The 15,899-nt window shown below is 71.8% G+C and carries 13 protein-coding genes; 5 read left to right on the top strand and 8 right to left on the bottom strand.

Annotation, left to right across the window (positions count from 1 at the left end; genetic code table 11):
- Positions 1 to 30: 30 nt before the first annotated feature.
- From CLV34_RS17315 to CLV34_RS02640, 4 genes are all read right to left on the bottom strand, one after another.
- A complete protein-coding gene (locus CLV34_RS17315) occupies positions 31 to 309 on the bottom strand; it encodes a toxin C-terminal domain-containing protein (protein WP_100348677.1) in 279 nt (92 codons plus the stop codon).
- Between the two features lie 51 nt (positions 310 to 360).
- Positions 361 to 690 carry a transposase gene (locus CLV34_RS02650; RefSeq protein WP_100348676.1) on the bottom strand — a complete coding sequence of 110 codons (330 nt, stop codon included), beginning with the start codon at positions 688 to 690 and terminating at the stop codon, positions 361 to 363.
- Positions 691 to 897: 207 nt separating this feature from the next.
- A complete protein-coding gene (locus CLV34_RS02645; protein ID WP_157803671.1) occupies positions 898 to 1,401 on the bottom strand; it encodes a hypothetical protein in 504 nt (167 codons plus the stop codon).
- Positions 1,359 to 3,071: a polymorphic toxin-type HINT domain-containing protein gene (locus CLV34_RS02640; RefSeq protein ID WP_157803670.1), complete on the bottom strand. Its 1,713-nt coding sequence runs from the start codon at positions 3,069 to 3,071 to the stop codon at positions 1,359 to 1,361. Before CLV34_RS02640 ends, CLV34_RS02645 begins: the two co-directional genes overlap by 43 nt.
- 231 nt (positions 3,072 to 3,302) lie before the next feature.
- Here CLV34_RS02640 and CLV34_RS02635 point away from each other — a divergent pair, with 231 nt between their 5' ends.
- Positions 3,303 to 4,838, top strand: coding sequence for a type I restriction enzyme endonuclease domain-containing protein (locus CLV34_RS02635; RefSeq protein ID WP_100348673.1), 1,536 nt, complete (start codon positions 3,303 to 3,305; stop codon positions 4,836 to 4,838).
- A 117-nt stretch (positions 4,839 to 4,955) separates the two neighbouring features.
- Positions 4,956 to 5,192 carry a hypothetical protein gene (locus CLV34_RS02630; RefSeq protein WP_100348672.1) on the top strand — a complete coding sequence of 79 codons (237 nt, stop codon included), beginning with the start codon at positions 4,956 to 4,958 and terminating at the stop codon, positions 5,190 to 5,192.
- 117 nt (positions 5,193 to 5,309) lie between these two features.
- On the opposite strand, the gene aceB is transcribed toward CLV34_RS02630, so the two are convergent.
- Together aceB and aceA are read right to left on the bottom strand one after the other, a co-directional pair.
- Entirely contained in the window at positions 5,310 to 7,085 is a 1,776-nt protein-coding gene (aceB, locus tag CLV34_RS02625; RefSeq protein ID WP_100348671.1) for a malate synthase A, read from the bottom strand.
- 16 nt (positions 7,086 to 7,101) lie between these two features.
- Positions 7,102 to 8,466, bottom strand: coding sequence for an isocitrate lyase (gene aceA, locus CLV34_RS02620; protein WP_425436164.1), 1,365 nt, complete (start codon positions 8,464 to 8,466; stop codon positions 7,102 to 7,104).
- 202 nt (positions 8,467 to 8,668) lie between these two features.
- On the opposite strand from aceA, the gene CLV34_RS02615 reads away from it, so the two are divergent.
- On the top strand, positions 8,669 to 10,156 hold the full coding sequence (locus tag CLV34_RS02615) for an XRE family transcriptional regulator (protein WP_245858920.1): 1,488 nt from the start codon (positions 8,669 to 8,671) through the stop codon (positions 10,154 to 10,156).
- 12 nt (positions 10,157 to 10,168) lie between these two features.
- Here CLV34_RS02615 and nhaA read toward each other — a convergent pair whose 3' ends face one another.
- Both nhaA and CLV34_RS02605 read right to left on the bottom strand, forming a co-directional pair.
- Positions 10,169 to 11,440, bottom strand: coding sequence for a Na+/H+ antiporter NhaA (nhaA, locus tag CLV34_RS02610; protein WP_245858919.1), 1,272 nt, complete (start codon positions 11,438 to 11,440; stop codon positions 10,169 to 10,171).
- Between the two features lie 254 nt (positions 11,441 to 11,694).
- Positions 11,695 to 13,200: an amidase gene (locus CLV34_RS02605; protein ID WP_245858918.1), complete on the bottom strand. Its 1,506-nt coding sequence runs from the start codon at positions 13,198 to 13,200 to the stop codon at positions 11,695 to 11,697.
- Positions 13,201 to 13,284: 84 nt separating this feature from the next.
- On the opposite strand from CLV34_RS02605, the gene CLV34_RS02600 reads away from it, so the two are divergent.
- Entirely contained in the window at positions 13,285 to 13,929 is a 645-nt protein-coding gene (locus CLV34_RS02600; RefSeq protein WP_100348668.1) for a PadR family transcriptional regulator, read from the top strand.
- Positions 13,926 to 15,572, top strand: a complete 1,647-nt coding sequence (locus CLV34_RS02595; protein ID WP_100348667.1) for an MDR family MFS transporter — start codon at positions 13,926 to 13,928, stop codon at positions 15,570 to 15,572. Before CLV34_RS02600 ends, CLV34_RS02595 begins: the two co-directional genes overlap by 4 nt.
- Positions 15,573 to 15,899: the final 327 nt, after the last annotated feature.

The following is a 15,899-nucleotide window of genomic DNA, read 5'->3' as shown; positions in this document are numbered from 1 at the left end:
TCGAGTGATGCGACTTCGATCGCGAAGCGATCAGTGCTTGATGTAGTTGAGTTCGGAGTCAAAGGTTCCAATTCTTTCCCCTTGCTTGTTGAAGACCTTCCAGCAATTTGATGTGTTATGGCCGTCGATGTCGCGCGTGATGTACCGCTTTCCGTTCGAGAACACGTCCTGGCCGTGCGAATCAAAAGGGGCTCGCTGCGGAGGGATCCTCTGGGCGTATCCGAGCGTCGTCCGGCGCTCTGGCCGCCCGCCGCGGGGCTGCGTCCAGCCAGACGTAGAACGACGATCTCGCGATCTTGATGACCTCACACAACCGCTTCACGCGGTACCTGTCCTTGTCCCCAACGAACTGGAAGCGGTTCACCAGTTCGTCTCCCCGGCGAAATACTTCGCCGCCCGACGGAGAATGTCCCGCTCCGTCTCGAGCTTCAGCTTCTCCGCTTCCAGCCTCGCGTTCTCGGCCTCGAGCCGGAGGACCTTCGCCGCCTGCGACTCCGCCCGACCCGCCGCGAGCGGCGACGCCATGCCAGCGGTCGTCGTCCCGGAGCCGTGCTTGTCGACCCACTCTTTCAGCGCACCGCGGGAGATCCCGAGGTCCGCAGCGATGCCTTTCAACGTCGCCCTCGGCGTGGACTCGTACAAGTCCACCGCCCGCTGCCGGAAATCGTCCGTGTAACTCTTCCTAGCCATCCCTTGGATTCTCGCTTCCCCAGCGCCGTGCCGGAATCAGCGTGTCCAAGATCAGGGTCAAGCGCCGTTGCCGGGAGTCCTCAAATAGACGGTCGAGTCATTGTCTATCGGCACTCCGTCGTGAACGTACAGGCGGACGGCTCATGCCCAAACCACTTCTGAGTCAGCGCGATCGCAACCTCCGGCGACGATGTTCTCGCCATTCGGTCACAGGGAAGGGGCCAGCCTATCGAGCTCCTGTCGAATCGGCCCTGAGCGCGGAATACGGAACCACCACCATTCGTCGGCCGACCTTGGGCCCGTGTCGTCCAGCAGCACGGCGATCCCTTGCTCGTCGTGTTCGGTGATATCCAGGAGCGTCGAGTCAGCTTCCGAGATAGCGCGGAACGCCCCTGGGAACTTTTCGGCGAGGTCTTGAAGCAGGCCACGCGCCACCATGCTCCGGAGCGACATCGCGGCGACGAGGTCGTAGGCGCCCCAGGCGTGCCGGTCGTCCTCGGTCAGGGGCAGGTCCTCAACGATCCTTCTCACGTGCGCACGCCAGGCAGTGACGAGGTCGACGAATTTCAAGGATGAGCCGTCGGGTGTCGCCACCACTGCATCTCGGAGGCTCTCAAACTCGGAATCGGGCACCAGGCGCGATGACCAGTCGTCAACGTGAGACTTGTTCATCTCGGGGGCCTGTCTGGTCGGTATGCGGTTGATTTCCACGGCATGTCCCAATTGATGATGACCCGTGTGTCGCCATAATCGAATCGTGACGAGTTCTGCCCAGGCAACAGTTTGGGGCTGGCGCGTCGGAGCGTCTCCTCGACGTCGCGTGGCGACGGTCGCCCAAGGGCGATGTTGCCGTCGTCAGTGTGTCCGTTGACGAAGCCCACCATCTCATCGAGGCTGTAATCGCTGCCGTGGAAATCTTCGGATCCGAGCGCATCGCCAAAGCGGCCGCCGATCGGTTCCCCGCAGTCTGGCCCAGAGTTGTGGACGAGGACCGACGTAAGGCCGGCGAGGACGTAGTAGGTGTGGTGGGTGTGGACGTGGATGTTGTAGACGGTCTCGTCGCTGTGCTCGATCTCGACGGCGTCGAGGGTGACGGTCCCGGTGGGTCCGCCGGTGTCGAGGGTGCCGGTGACGAGCAGGTCACCGGGGCGCAGGTCGCGGGCCGCGATCCAGCCCATCCCCGCGACCATGAAGGGGTGTTCGTCGGTCGTGGTGACCCGTTGGCCGGCGATGGTGAGGTGGTAGAGGGTGCTGGTGGTGCGGACGAAGGTCTCTTCGACGGTCTCAAGGACGTCGACCCCGGCGGTGAGGTCGTGGGTGAGCACCTTGTCGCCCGCGCGGAGGCTCTCGATCGGCTTGTGGCCGTCGGGGGTGCGCACGAGGGTCCCGGCGGTGAAGCAGGTCCCGAACCCGACCTTGCACGCGGCCTTCTTCCCGAAGCCCTTGATGCTGTTCTTGATCCCGCCCTTCGCGAGCCCCTTGAGCCCGGCCAACGATTCGCGCGCGCCGGCTTTGAGGGCGACCTTCGACAGGCCCGTGGCGGCCTTCGCCGCCGCACCGAGCCCGATGACGGACAGGGCGGCGCCGGCGATCGCGATCCCGGCCTCGGTCCAGGAGCGTTCCCCGGTGGCGGCGAGGGCGATGTTCGCTAACGCGGACACGATGGCCGCTACCGCGGCCACGACTAAGAGGACGCCGGCGAGAGCTGTGCCGACGACGGGGATGAACGCGACGACGATCGCCAAGATCCCCGCGATGGTCGAGATGACGTCGGCGATGTCGGCGATCGCGGCGACGACCTTGGACCCCCAGTTGTCCCACCAGGAGTCGTTGAGGTCGTCGTGACTGGTGATCTCCTCGATCTGGGAGATGGCGTTGTCCGCAGCCCGGTCCCGGTCCGCCACCGCGGTGTCGATGTCACCCTTGGCCGCGTTCACCACACCGTGCGCCGCGGACACCCGGTCCGACGCCGCGTCGGCCTTGTGCTGGTAGACCGTCTTCTCGTGCGGATCCTGGGCGTCGTCCGCGAGCTGCTGCCAGCGTGACTTCGTCCCGGTCGCGTCCGCCGACTCGTCCAAGGCGCCGATGGCCTTGTTCAACGCCGCCAGGGTGTCGGACTGGACCCGGTCCAGCACCCCCGCATACGACACCAACGCGTTCCCCGCGGCCTCGTACCGGCCGTGCGCCTTGCGGATATCAGCGATGACGTCCTCTTTGCGGTCCATCACCGCATCCACCGCTTGGGAGACCGTCCCGTCGACCGACAGGCGGTCCAGAGCCGACGCTGCGTCGTCGATCGCGCTGGCGACGTCCAGGTAGTCCCGGCCCCCCGCCAGCACCAGCACCGGATCACCCGGCGTCGGATCGATATCCAGACCCACCGGCGACCAGTCAGACGGACGAGTCACCGCGCACCACATCCGAGCATCTTGTCCCTCTGCGCCCCCATAGCCGGCGACCCTATCTGAACCGGGCGACCGTCCACGATGGGGAGTAGTCCCCTGTCGACGGCGCGCGCCTCACAGTGCCGATCGGTGCTGGCGGTCCGGCCACCGCTCGAAGACCGCGCGTCGAGAAGACGGTCGCCGTCCTCAACGCGGTGTACGGCGCCGATGTTCGAGCTCCTCGGCACGCCGGACCGGCCGCAGACCCCTGGCAAGGCCATGGTGGTGTGCGCGACGCGCGAGATCTGCGCCCGCCTCTACGACGAGATCGTCGCACTGCGTCCCGACTGGCACGCCGACGCCCTCGACGCGGGGCGCATCAAGGTCGTGTACTCGGGCGGCCCGGCCGACAAGGACCCGGTGGCCCGGCACGTGCGGCGCGACTCCGAGAACCACGTCGTCAAACAACGTCTCAAGGACCCCGACGACGAGCTCGAGCTCGTGATCGTCCAGGAGATGATGCTCACCGGGTACGACTCGCCGCCCCTCCACACGCTCTACCTGGACCGCCCGATGCGGGGTGCCCTGCTCATGCAGACGCTGGCGCGCGTCAACCGCACGTTCCGGGGCAAGAACGCCGGCCTGCTCGTCGCCTACGCGCCCGTGGCGGAGAACCTCGCCGCCGCGCTCCAGGAGTACACCCGGACGGACCAGGAGACCCGGCCCGTGGGCCGGCCCGTCGAGGCGGCCCGCGACGCCGTGCGCGAGATCGTGCGGTCGCTGGGCGACGTGCTCGCGCCGTTCGACTGGCGCGGACGGCTCCGCCGGCAGGACGCGAAGGCGTACGCCACCGCCGTCCTCGACACCGTGTCGTGGCTGCGCAGCCCCTCGACGCCGCCGCTCGAGACCGTCGACGCAGCCGGCACCGTCGGCAGCGAGAGCCGGGGGGACGCGTTCCGCAGGCTCGCTGCGAAGCTCGGACGCGCCTGGGCGATCGCGGGCGGCGCCGGCTCCCTGCCCGACGTCGAGGCGGACGTCCGCTTCTTCGAAGAGGTCCGCGTGTGGACCGGAAAGCTCGACGCCGAGGAACGGCAGGCGCGCGGCGAACCGATCCCCGACGACGTCGAGCGGCTGCTCGCTCAGATCATCGGCAGCACCCTCGTCGCCGACGGGGTCGTCGACATCTACGCCGCCGCCGGGCTCACCGTGCCGAGCCTCACCGAGCTCGACGCCGAATACGTCGCGCACGCCCAGGCCGTCCGTAACCCCCAGCTGGCGATCGAGGCCCTCCGCGCCGCCGTGCTCGAAGGGGCCCGCGCGCAGGCCGGTGGGAACCTTTCCCGACAGCGGGCGTTCGCCCAACGGCTCGCCGAGCTCATGAACCGGTACACGAACCAGCAGCTCACGTCGGCGGAGGTCATCGCCGCGCTCGTCGACATGGCCCGGGACATTCGCGACGAGGCGGCCCGCGGCGCCCGCTTCGATCCGCCGCTCGGGACCGACGAGCTCGCCCTGTACGACGCGGTCGCCGAGGGGGAGTCGGCGCTCGCCGACGCGACGCTCGCACAGATCGCGCGCGACCTCGTGGCGGTCGCGCGCCGCGACGCGAAGACCGACTGGACCGTTCGCGACGACGTGCGGGCCAAGATCCGTGCGTCCATCCGGCGTCTGCTGACGAAGTACGACTACCCGCCCGACGACCGCGACGCCGCCGTCGTGCTCGTCATGGAGCAGCTGGAGGCGATGACGCTCCGGGCCGCCTGAAGACGGGTGAACCTCCGGGCGCTGCGTATCACCGGGCGTCCCAGGCAGGTCGTTCCCCTCACAGGTCGCGCCACCGCGCCCTGGCCAGGTTTCAGGATCGGCAAGGGGGAGATCGACATGTACACCACGTCTGCTCGCACCGGCTCACCGCTGCGCCACCGGCTGGTCGTCGGCGCGCTCGCCGCGTCGCTCGTCGTCGCCGGGGGCGCGGCGGCGAGCTCCGGCGTCCTCGGAGCGCACCACGACGGCGGCGGCGGGTCCGTCGTCGCCATGAAGAAGGAGCAGTGCTGGTACAAGGGCTGGTTCAAGGAGGACGGCGTCTGGTACCAGGGCTGGTTCCTCGAGGCCTGCTGACCGTGCACCGCCCACGTGCCGGGTGATCTCATCCCTCGCACGGTGCTGCGGGGGACGAGATCACCCGGCACGACGCCCCCGGACGAACGGTGGGCCAGGAGGCCGGGGAAGGACCGCTCAGCCCAGGAACTGCGCGTACGCGGGGATCGTGAGGAACGTCGGGTACTCGTCGTCCAGCGCGACGTGCCGGAACAGCGCCACCGCGTCGTCGACCCGGTTGCCCTCGGGGCGGGGCAGGTCGTCGGCCACCTCGGCGAGGATCGCCTCGACCCGCTCGCGCGTGACCGGCACCCCCGTCTCGGTCGACGTCCCGTTGTGCACCCACTGCCACACCTGCGACCGGGAGATCTCGGCTGTGGCAGCGTCCTCCATGAGGTGGTCGATCGCCGCGGCGCCCACGCCCCGCAGCCACGACTCGACGTACCGGACGCCCACGGACACGTTCGCGCGCAGCCCGGCGGCGGTCACCCCGGACGTCCCGTCGGCGGGTCGCGCCGAGGCCACGTCGAGCAGGTCGTCGGCGGTGACGTGCACGTCGGGACGCTGCCGGTCGAGCTGGTGCGGTCGTCCGTCGAGCACGGACGTGAACTCGGCCATCGCCACCGGGATGAGGTCGGGGTGCGCCACCCACGACCCGTCGAACCCGTCACCGGCCTCGCGCCGCTTGTCGGCGGAGACCTGCGCGAACGCCCGCGCGTTCGCCTCGGGGTTGCGGCGGTCGGGGATGAAGGCGCTCATGCCGCCCATCGCGTGCGCGCCCCGCCGGTGGCAGGTCTGCACGAGCAGCTCGGTGTACGCGCGCAGGAACGGGACCGTCATGGACACCCGTCCGCGGTCGGGCAGCACGTACCGCGGCCCACGGGTCCGGAAGCACTTGATCACGGAGAACAGGTAGTCCCAGCGGCCGGCGTTGAGTCCCGCGCAGTGGTCGCGCAGCGCGTGCAGGATCTCGTCCATCTCGAACGCGGCCGGCAGCGTCTCGATCAGCACGGTCGCGCGGACGGTCCCGTGCGGCATCCCGATCCAGTCCTGGGCGCGCTCGAACACGTCGTTCCACAGCCGCGCCTCGCGGTACCCCTCGAGCTTCGGCAGGTAGAAGTACGGCCCGCGTCCCCGCTCGACGAGCTCGGTCGCGTTGTGGAAGAAGTACAGCCCGAAGTCGACGAGCGCCGCGGACGCCTGCTGCGGGCGCCCCGCCCGGTCCGTGTACCGGAGGTGCTTCTCGGTGAGGTGCCAGCCGCGCGGCCGGAAGATGATCGTCGGCAGGCCGGTGAGGTCCTGGCCCTCGTCGCCCGCGGTGACGCGGTAGACCTTGCCGAACGACCCGTCCGGCGCGGGCGGCGCGGTGTGGGTGAGACGGCCGCGGATCGCGTCGTGCAGCGCGAGCTGCCCGCCCACGACGTTCCCCCAGGTGGGGGAGGACGCGTCCTCGGCGTCGGCGAGCCAGCAGCTCGCCCCGGAGTTGAGGGCGTTGATCGTCATCTTCGGGTCGGTCGGGCCGGTGATCTCGACGCGCCGGTCCTCGAGCCCCGGTGCGCCGCGGTGCCCGGCGACCTGCCAGGTCGGGTCGTCGCGCACGGGGCGCGTCTCGGGGCGGAAGTCCGGGTCGATGCCGTCGGCGATCTGCCGGCGCCGCCGCTGCCGCTCGAGCAGCAGGTCGTGACGGCGGGCCAGGAACTCGTCGTGCAGCGCGGCGACGAACGCGAGCGCCTCGGGCGTGAGGATCTCGTCGTACCGGTGGGGGAGGCCGCGCGTGGTGCAGATCGTGAGCCTGCCCGCGCCGGCGGTGCCGGGACGGTCGGCGCGGCCGGTCGGCCCGTCCCCCCGGTCCTCGGTGGGGCAGGCGCCCGGTGTCGTCGAGCGGTGGTCGGTGTGGTCGGTCAGGGTGGTCATGGTCTCGTCCTTCGGCTCAGTGGAACTGGGCGGTCTCGGTGGACCCGGCGAGCGCGAGGGTGGCGCTGTCCGGGTTGAGGGCCGTGGCGACCCGGTCGAAGTAGCCGGTGCCGACCTCCCGCTGGTGGCGGGTGGCGGTGTACCCGTCGGCCTCGGAGGCGAGCTCGGCCTCCTGCAGCTCGACGTAGGCGCTCATGGCGCGCTCCTTGTAGCCGCGCGCGAGCTGGAACATGGAGTGGTTGAGGGCGTGGAAGCCCGCGAGGGTGATGAACTGGAACTTGTAGCCCATGGCGGACAGCTCGCGCTGGAAGCTCTCGATCTCCGCGTCGGACAGGTGGCGCTTCCAGTTGAACGACGGCGAGCAGTTGTACGCGAGCAGCTTGTCGGGGTACCGCTCGTGGACCGCCTCGGCGAACTTGCGGGCGAGCTGCAGGTCCGGCTCCCCGGACTCGACCCAGAGCAGGTCGGCGTACGGCGCGTACGCGAGGCCGCGGGAGATGACGGGCTCGATGCCGTTCCGCACCCGGTAGAACCCTTCGGCGGTGCGCTCGCCGGTGCAGAACTCCTGGTCGCGCTCGTCGACGTCGGACGTCAGCAGGTCGGCGGCGAGGGCGTCGGTGCGGGCCACGATGATCGACGGCACCCCCGCGACGTCGGCCGCGAGCCGGGCCGCGTTGAGCGTCCGCACGTGCTGCTGGGTCGGGATCAGCACCTTGCCGCCGAGGTGGCCGCACTTCTTCTCGGACGCGAGCTGGTCCTCCCAGTGCACGCCCGCCGCGCCGGCTTCGATCATCTGGTGCATCAGCTCGTAGGCGTTGAGCGGACCGCCGAACCCGGCCTCGGCGTCCGCGACGATCGGCGCGAGCCAGTCGCTCGGCTGGTCGACGCCGGGGCCGGACGCGTCCGTCGACTCGACCTGCGCGGCCCGCAGCAGCGCGTTGTTGATGCGCCGCACCACGGCGGGCACGGAGTTCGCCGGGTAGAGGGACTGGTCGGGGTAGGTCTGCCCGGACAGGTTGGCGTCGGCGGCCACCTGCCACCCGGACAGGTAGATGGCCTGCAGGCCGGCGCGCACCTGCTGGACGGCCTGGTTGCCGGTGAGCGCACCGAGCGCGGCGACCCATTCGTTGCGGCCCGACCGCTCGGACGCGTGCAGGAGCTCCCAGAGCCGCTCGGCGCCGCGGCGGGCGAGCGTGCGCTCCTCGCGGACCGGACCTCGCACGTCGACGACGTCCTGCGCCGAGTAGGTGCGCTCGACGCCGGCCCAGCGGGGGTCGTGGCGCCAGGCGCGCTCGATGTCGGCGGCGGTCTCGCGCTGGTCCCCGGGGCGGGTGGCGGGACGGGGCTCGGGGCGGCGGGTCACGATCGTCGGGGTGCTCACGGCGTCTCTCCTCTGCGTGCTGTGCCCGGGCGGGGCGCCCGGGACCGGCATGTACCGGCTACCGAGGGTCCGGCCTACCTTCTGCCGAACGGCCCGGTGGAACGACCTTCGACCCGCCGGCAACCGTCCGGGGACAGAAGAACGGCAGAAGTTCTTCGGTTCTTCTGTCCCGCGCAACCCTGTGGCGATGTCACCATGGGTCATGGCTACCTCGACAGGTCAGACGGTCCCCGCGGGCGGCACGTTCGACGAAGAGCCCGACGCGCTGACGATCGGGCGCCGCGTCCGGCACCTGCGCACCCGGCAGGGCATGACGCTCGAGGAGCTCGCCGCCGCGATCGACCGCGCCCCCTCGCAGGTGTCGATGATCGAGAACGGCCGCCGCGAGCCGAAGTTCTCGCAGCTCCAGCAGATCGCGAAGGCGCTCGGCGCGAGCCTGGACGACCTGTTCTCGACCGAGGCGCCGAGCCCCCGGGCCGCGCTCGAGATCGAGCTCGAACGGGCGCAGCGCGGCCCCCTGTTCGACGCGCTGGGCATCAAAGCGGTCCGGGTGGGCAAGGCGCTGCCCACGGACGCGCTCGAGGCGCTCGTCGGCCTGCAGCGCGCCATCGTCGAGCTGCACGGTGAGCGTCGCTCCACGCCCGAGCAGGCGCGGCGGGCCAACACCGAGCTCCGGGCGCAGATGCGCGCGCAGGACAACTACTTCCCGGACCTCGAACAGGCCGCGCGCGAGCTGCTCGACGCGGTCGGGCACACCGGCGGGCCGATCTCGCAGCGCGTCGCGTCCGACATCGCCGCCCATCTCGGCTTCTCGCTGCACTACGTGAGCGACCTGCCGCAGACGACGCGCTCGGTCATCGACCGCCGCCACCACCGGCTGTACCTGCCGGGCGGGTCGCGGGCCACGGGGTTCTCCCGCACGGCCGTGCTGCAGGCGCTCGCGAGCCACGTCCTGGGGCACACCGAACCCGCGGACTACGCCGAGTTCTTGCGCCAGCGCGTCGAGTCGAACTACCTGTCGGCGGCCGTCCTCATGCCCGAGGACGCGGCGGGCGAGCTGCTCGCCGGGCAGAAGGCACGGCGCGAGATCTCGATCGAGGACCTGCGCGACGCGTTCGCCGTCTCGTACGAGGCCGCGGCCCACCGCTTCACGAACCTCGCGACGTCACGCCTCGGGCTGCGCGTCCACTTCATGAAGGTCCACGAGTCGGGGGTCATCCACAAGGCGTACGAGAACGACGGCGTCCGGTTCCCGGCCGACCCGCTCGGGGCGGTCGAGGGGCAGCCGGTGTGCCGGCACTGGACGGCCCGGACGATCTTCGACGTCGAGGACCGGCTCAGCCCGTTCTCCCAGTACACCGACACCCCGGCGGGCACGTTCTGGTGCACGACGCGCACGCAGCGCACGGCTGACGGCGAGTTCTCCGTGAGCGTCGGCGTCCCGTTCGCGGAGGTGCGCTGGTTCCTGGGCCGGGACACGCCGCACCGTGACGTGTCGCGCTGCCCCGACGAGTCGTGCTGCCGACGTCCCGCCGGGGTGCTCGCGGACCGTTGGGAGGGGCAGGTGTGGCCCGCGCCCGCACCGCACGCGTCGATGCTCGCGGCGCTGCCCGTCGGGTCGTTCCCGGGCGTCGACACGACCGAGGTCTACATGTTCCTCGAGCGGCACCGGCCGCACGGCGCCGCCTGAACTGCGCTCCGCTCAGTAGCCCGGGTCGTCGGGGGCGCCGATGCGCGGGGACTCGCCGTCGTCGACGCCGTCCTCGTTGACGTCCGCGGGGCGGACGCCCTTCGCGTCGTGCCGCAGCAGGAACGCGGACAGCACCGCGGCGATCACGGTTCCCACGAGGACGGCCGCCTTGGCCGTCTCCGTGTGGAGCAGGTCGGCGGGCGTGCCGTCCGTGAACGACAGCTCGGAGATGAGCAGCGCCACGGTGAAGCCGATGCCGGCGAGCATCCCGACCGGCAGCAGGTCGCGGACCCCGACCCCGGGGGCGAGCCGCAGGGGCGTGAGCCGGACGGTGGCCCAGGTGACGAGCATGACGCCGACGGGCTTGCCGATCACGAGCCCCGCCATCACGGCGAGCGCGATGGGCTCGGTGAGGACGTGGACGACGCCCTCGCCGCCGACGAGCGTGACACCCGCCGCGAAGAACGCGAACAGCGGGAGCGCGAGCCCGGCCGACACGGGACGCCAGAGGTGGTCGTAGCGCTCGGCCCGTCCGACGAGCTCGCCGTGCACGGCGCGCACGGGCACGACGAAGCCGAGCAGGACGCCCGCGACGGTGGCGTGGACGCCCGACGCGTGCACGAGCGCCCAGACGGCGAGCCCGAGCGGCAGCAGGTACCACCAACGGGGGCGCCGCAACCGCACCAGCACCCCGAACAGGACGACGCCCGCGACCGCCGCGAGGAGCAGCGGGAGGCGGACCGTCTCGGTGTACACGGTCGCGATGACGGTGATGCCCAGCAGGTCGTCGACGACGGCGAGCGTGAGGAGGAACGTGCGGACCGGGGTGGGCAAGCCGCGTCCGAAGATCGCGAGGACGGCGAGCGCGAACGCGATGTCGGTCGCCGTGGGGATCGCCCAGCCGTGCGCGGCCGCAGGGTCGCCGGCAAGGTGCACCACGGCCACGAACACCACCGCGGGCGCGACCATCCCGCCCACGGCGGCGAGCACGGGGACCGCAGCCCGGCGCGGGTCGCGCAGGCTGCCCGCGACGATCTCCTCCTTGAGCTCCAGCCCGACCACGAAGAAGAAGATCGCGAGCAGCCCGTCGGCCGCCCACTCACCGAGGGTGAGCTGCAGGTGCCAAGACGCCGGACCGACCTCCGCGGCGACGAGGTCGTGGTACGCGTCGCGCCAGGGGGAGTTCGCCCAGGCGAGGGCGAGGACCGCGGCCACGACGAGCAGCAGACCTCCGGTGCGCTCGCCGGTGACCCAGCGCGCGGCCCGGTCGTAGCGTGCGCGCACGCTTCCCCGGTCGGGCGCAGCGGGGGCGCCGGGCGCGGCAGGCCCGTCAGCAGGGCGGTCGGCAGAGCCGTCGGCGGAGCCGTCTGCGGGGGAACCGCCGGGGGAATCACGGTGCGGGTCGGTGTGGTCCGTCATGGTGGCGGGTCGGTCCTCCGTCGGCTGGCACCCCGCAGGGCGCGATGGGTCACGAGAGCCGTCGGGACGCGCCAGCGCCCGACGTTGCCGACCAGACTTCCCGGCGCACCTCGGCGATCCTATCGGCCGGGCAGCGTCGGGGCCGGTCCGGTCCACGGGCGCGCCGCCTCGAGCTGCGCCGCGAGGGACAGCAGGCGTGCGTCGTCGGCCCATCGTCCGGTGAGCATCACGCCGACGGGCAGTTCGCCGCCGCCCTCGGCCGCGCCGGCGGCCCGGTGCAGGGGGAGGCTCACCGACGGTCGTCCGGTGAGGTTCGCGACGCTGGTCCACGGGGTGAAGCGGCACTGCGCGAGGAAGTCCGCGGCGGGGTCGTCGTCGTCCCGGATGCTGCCCACCGGCGCGGGGAGCTGGGCCAGCGTCGGGGTGAGCACGACGTCGAAGGACGCCCACGCGGCCGCGGCCTGGCGGGTGATCCGCTGCGCCCCCGACGCGGCCTGGGCGTAGGCGAGGCCGGACGTGGCCCGTCCGGTCTCGCGCAGCCAGCGGGTCAGGGGACGAAGCAGGTGCTCGCGCTCGGGCGGCACCGGCGCCGACAGCGCCCCCACGGCCCACAGCGCCTCGAACGACGACCACGCCTCCGCGGGGAAGGGCACGGGCGCGGCGTCCACGGTGTGTCCGAGGTCTGCGAGGAGGCGGGCCGTCTGCTCGGCGGCGGCCAGGCAGGCGTCCGCGACGGGTGCGTCGTCGACGATCACCGGCTGCGTCAGGACGCCGACGCGCAGCCGCCCGGGGTCGGCGTCGCAGGCCGCGAGGAACCGTCCGGGCGGCCCCGGCGGGGTGGAGAACCAGTCGCCGGGCCATGGCTGGGCCAGGACGTCGAGGAAGGCGGCCGTGTCCCGCACGGTCCGGGTCAGGACGCCGGCGACGCCGAGCCCGGGGCCGTCGACCCCGGCCGGCCCGGGGCTGACCCGGCCGCGGGACGGCTTGAGCCCGACGAGACCGCAGGCGCTCGCGGGGATCCGGATCGAGCCCCCGCCGTCCGACCCCTGCGCGACGGGGACGATGCGCGCGGCGACCGCTGCGGCGGCCCCGCCGCTCGACCCGCCGGCGGACCGCGTCAGGTCCCAGGGGGTGCGGGCGGTCGGCCCGACGTCGGGCTCGGTGTAGCAGGGGAGCCCGAGCTCGGGCGTGCTGGTCTTGCCGACCATCACGGTGCCGGCGGCCCGCAGCAGACTGACCACGCCGTCGTCGGTGTCGGGGACGAACCCGTCGAACGCCCGTGACCCGGCGGCCATGGGGACCCCAGCGACCTGGTCGAGATCCTTGACGGGGCACGGCACCCCGAGGAACGGCGGGAGGTCGGCGACGCCGTCGCGGCCCGACCGGCGTGCGGCGACGAGCCGCCGCTCGGCGTCGCGGGCCTGGGTGCGGGCGAGCTCCGGGGCGAGGGTCACGAAGGCGCCGACTCGCTCGCCGATGTCGGAGGCTCGGTCGAGAGTGGAGTCGAGGACCTCCGCGGGCGACAGGTCGCCGGACCGCAGCGCGGCGGCGAGGTCGAGCGCAGGGAGGTCGTGGTGGTCCTGCGGTGCCGTCGTGGTGGTCGGAGGGGTCGACAGGGGGGACACAGGGATCGACGGTAGGCCACCGTCGACGAATGGCGTACACTTCCGAGTGAACTATTCCGGTCGGAACACTCCAAGGGGAAGACGATGATGGCTCCGCGCGAGCTCAGCACGATGGCCCTCGTGGTCCTCGGCCTGCTCCGCGAGGGTCCGAAGCACCCCTACGAGCTGCTCCGGATCATGCGCAAGCACCACGACGACCTGCGCATGCCCGTGTCCGTCGGGTCCATCTACCACGCCGTCGAGCGGCTCGAACGGACCGCGCTCGCCGCCCCCGTCGCCACGGAGCGCGAGGGCGCCCGTCCCGAACGGACCACCTACGCCATCACCGACGCCGGACGCGCCGCCCACACGCAGCGCACCCGCCACCTGCTGAGCACCCTCGCCCGCGAGTACCCGGCGTTCGACGTCGGCCTCAGCCAGGCCGACGCGCTCGCAGCAGACGACGTCGCCGCGCTGCTGCGCGAGCGGCTCTCGACCGTCGAGGACGAGCGGGCCGGCATGGCCGCGGTGCTCGACAGCACCGTCGCCCGTGGGGTGCCACGCCGGTACCTCCTGGACGCGTTCTACGAGCTCGAGCTCCGCGGCGCGCAGATCGCGTGGCTGCGCCGCACCGTCGCCGAGATCGAGTCCGGCGACCTCGACTGGTCCGCCGTGCCACCCGGCACGACCGACCCCCACATCCATCCCGTCGCCCTCCCGGCGACCACCCCCACGAAGGACCACGCATGAGCGCCCCCGTCGTCGACCTCAAGGGTCGTAGCCCCTGGAGCGTGCTGCCGCCGCTCGTCCTGGGCTTCTTCATGATCATGGTCGACACGACCATCGTGAACATCGCCGTCCCGTCCATCCAGAAGGCCTTCGGCGCGTCCTACACCGACGTCGGCTGGGTCAACAGCGCCTACCTGCTGTCGTTCGCCGTGCTCATGCTGCCCGCCGGTCGCCTCGGTGACCGCTACGGCCCCCGCGGCATGTTCCTCGTCGGCCTCGTCGTGTTCACCGTCGCCTCCGCAGCGTGCGGGTTCGCCGGGTCCATCGGCGTCCTCATCGCAGCGCGAGTGATCCAGGGCGTCGGCGGCGCCGCGATGACGCCGCAGACCATGGCCGTCATCACGCGCGTCTTCCCGCCGAAGAGCCGCGGCGCCGCGCTCGGCGTCTGGGGCATGGTCGCGGGTGTCGCGACCATCGCCGGCCCGGTGCTCGGCGGCATCCTCGTCGAGAGCTGGGGCTGGGAGTGGATCTTCTGGGTCAACATCCCCGTCGGTGTCGTCGCCCTCGTCTGGACGGTCATGACCGTCCCCCACCTCGAGACCCACAAGCGGTACTTCGACGTCATCGGCACCGTGCTGGCCGTCGCCGGGCTTTTCCTCGTCGTGTTCGCCCTCCAGGAGGGTGAGACCTACGAGTGGGGGAAGATCTGGGGCCCGGTCACCATCTGGGAGCTCGTGGGCGTCGGCCTCGTCGTGCTCGCGGTGTTCGTCCTGCGGCAGCACCGGCTGGGCGAGAAGGCCCTCCTGCCGCTGCGCCTGTTCCACTACCGGAACTTCTCGCTCGCGAACGTCTCCGCGTTCATGATCTCGTTCGCGATGCTGGGGATCTTCTTCCCGCTCACGATCTTCCTGCAGACGATCCTCGGCCTCAGCCCGCTGCACGCCGCCTACGTCAACCTGCCTGCGTCGCTGCTGTCGGGCGTCGTCGCGCCGTTCGCCGGGCGCCTGTCCGACAAGGTCAACGGCAAGTGGGTCGTGGCCGCAGGATTCGCGTTCATCGGTGTGTCGCTCGCCCTCGTGTACGCGGTGCTCTCGCCCGAGGTCTCCGAGGCGACGCTGATCTTCTGCATGCTCCCGTTCGGCATCGGGACGGGCATGGTCTTCTCGCCCCTGGTCAACCTCGCGACCGCGGGCCTCGACCACCGCACCGCGGGAGCAGGAGCGGGCGCGTTCAACGCCATCCGCCAGGTCGGCAGCGTCGTCGGGTCCGCCGCGATCGTGGCGATGCTCACCGGTCGCCTCGCGACCACGATCCCCGACGCGGCCCGCTCGGTGGCGTCCACCCTGCCGAGCCAGCTGCAGGCGCCGTTCGAGAAGATCTTCGCGAGCAGCGAGCTCTCCGCGGACAGCCTGCAGCAGGGATTCCAGCCGCCCGCCGACGTGCCGGCCTCGGCCGCGAAGCAGATCGGCGCCGCGGCGCAGCAGGCCGTCGGCGACGGGTTCACCGTCGCGGTCAAGGACACGTTGCTCCTCGTCATCGCCGCGCTCGTCGTGGGTGGCGTCGCCGCGCTGTTCATGTCGTCGACCCGTCGAGGGCAGGACGCACCGGCGTCCGGCCCGGCCGCCGTCGACACCGAGGACGACGAGCAGCCCGCGACCGTCTGACCTGCGGACTCGTCCCGGCCCGGTCACGCGTGCGCGCGTGGCCGGGCCGCTGGCGCGTCCGGGCCCGGGTTAACTTCTCGTGACGTCTTCGCGGCGCGCGCACGGATCGCTCGCGCCAGGGAACCACACGGGCGTAGTTTGCCGACAAGGGCGACGCTCGTCGCCCGCCGGGAGGCCGATCCATGGAGTTGATGCTCCGCGGGGGAGGGCCGGCACCGGTCCTTCGTCGGGACCGGCCGACTGTCCCAACCCACCGCCGAGCGACGGCGGCTGTCGGGTGGGACCCGACGCCCGCCGTGCGCGGTACCGAGGCGCGTCACGCGCCGG

Source organism: Luteimicrobium subarcticum (assembly GCF_002798015.1).
Lineage (GTDB): Bacteria > Actinomycetota > Actinomycetes > Actinomycetales > Cellulomonadaceae > Luteimicrobium > Luteimicrobium subarcticum.
The sequence above is the reverse complement of the archived record's forward strand: the minus strand, read 5'-3'. Positions and strand labels throughout refer to the sequence as shown.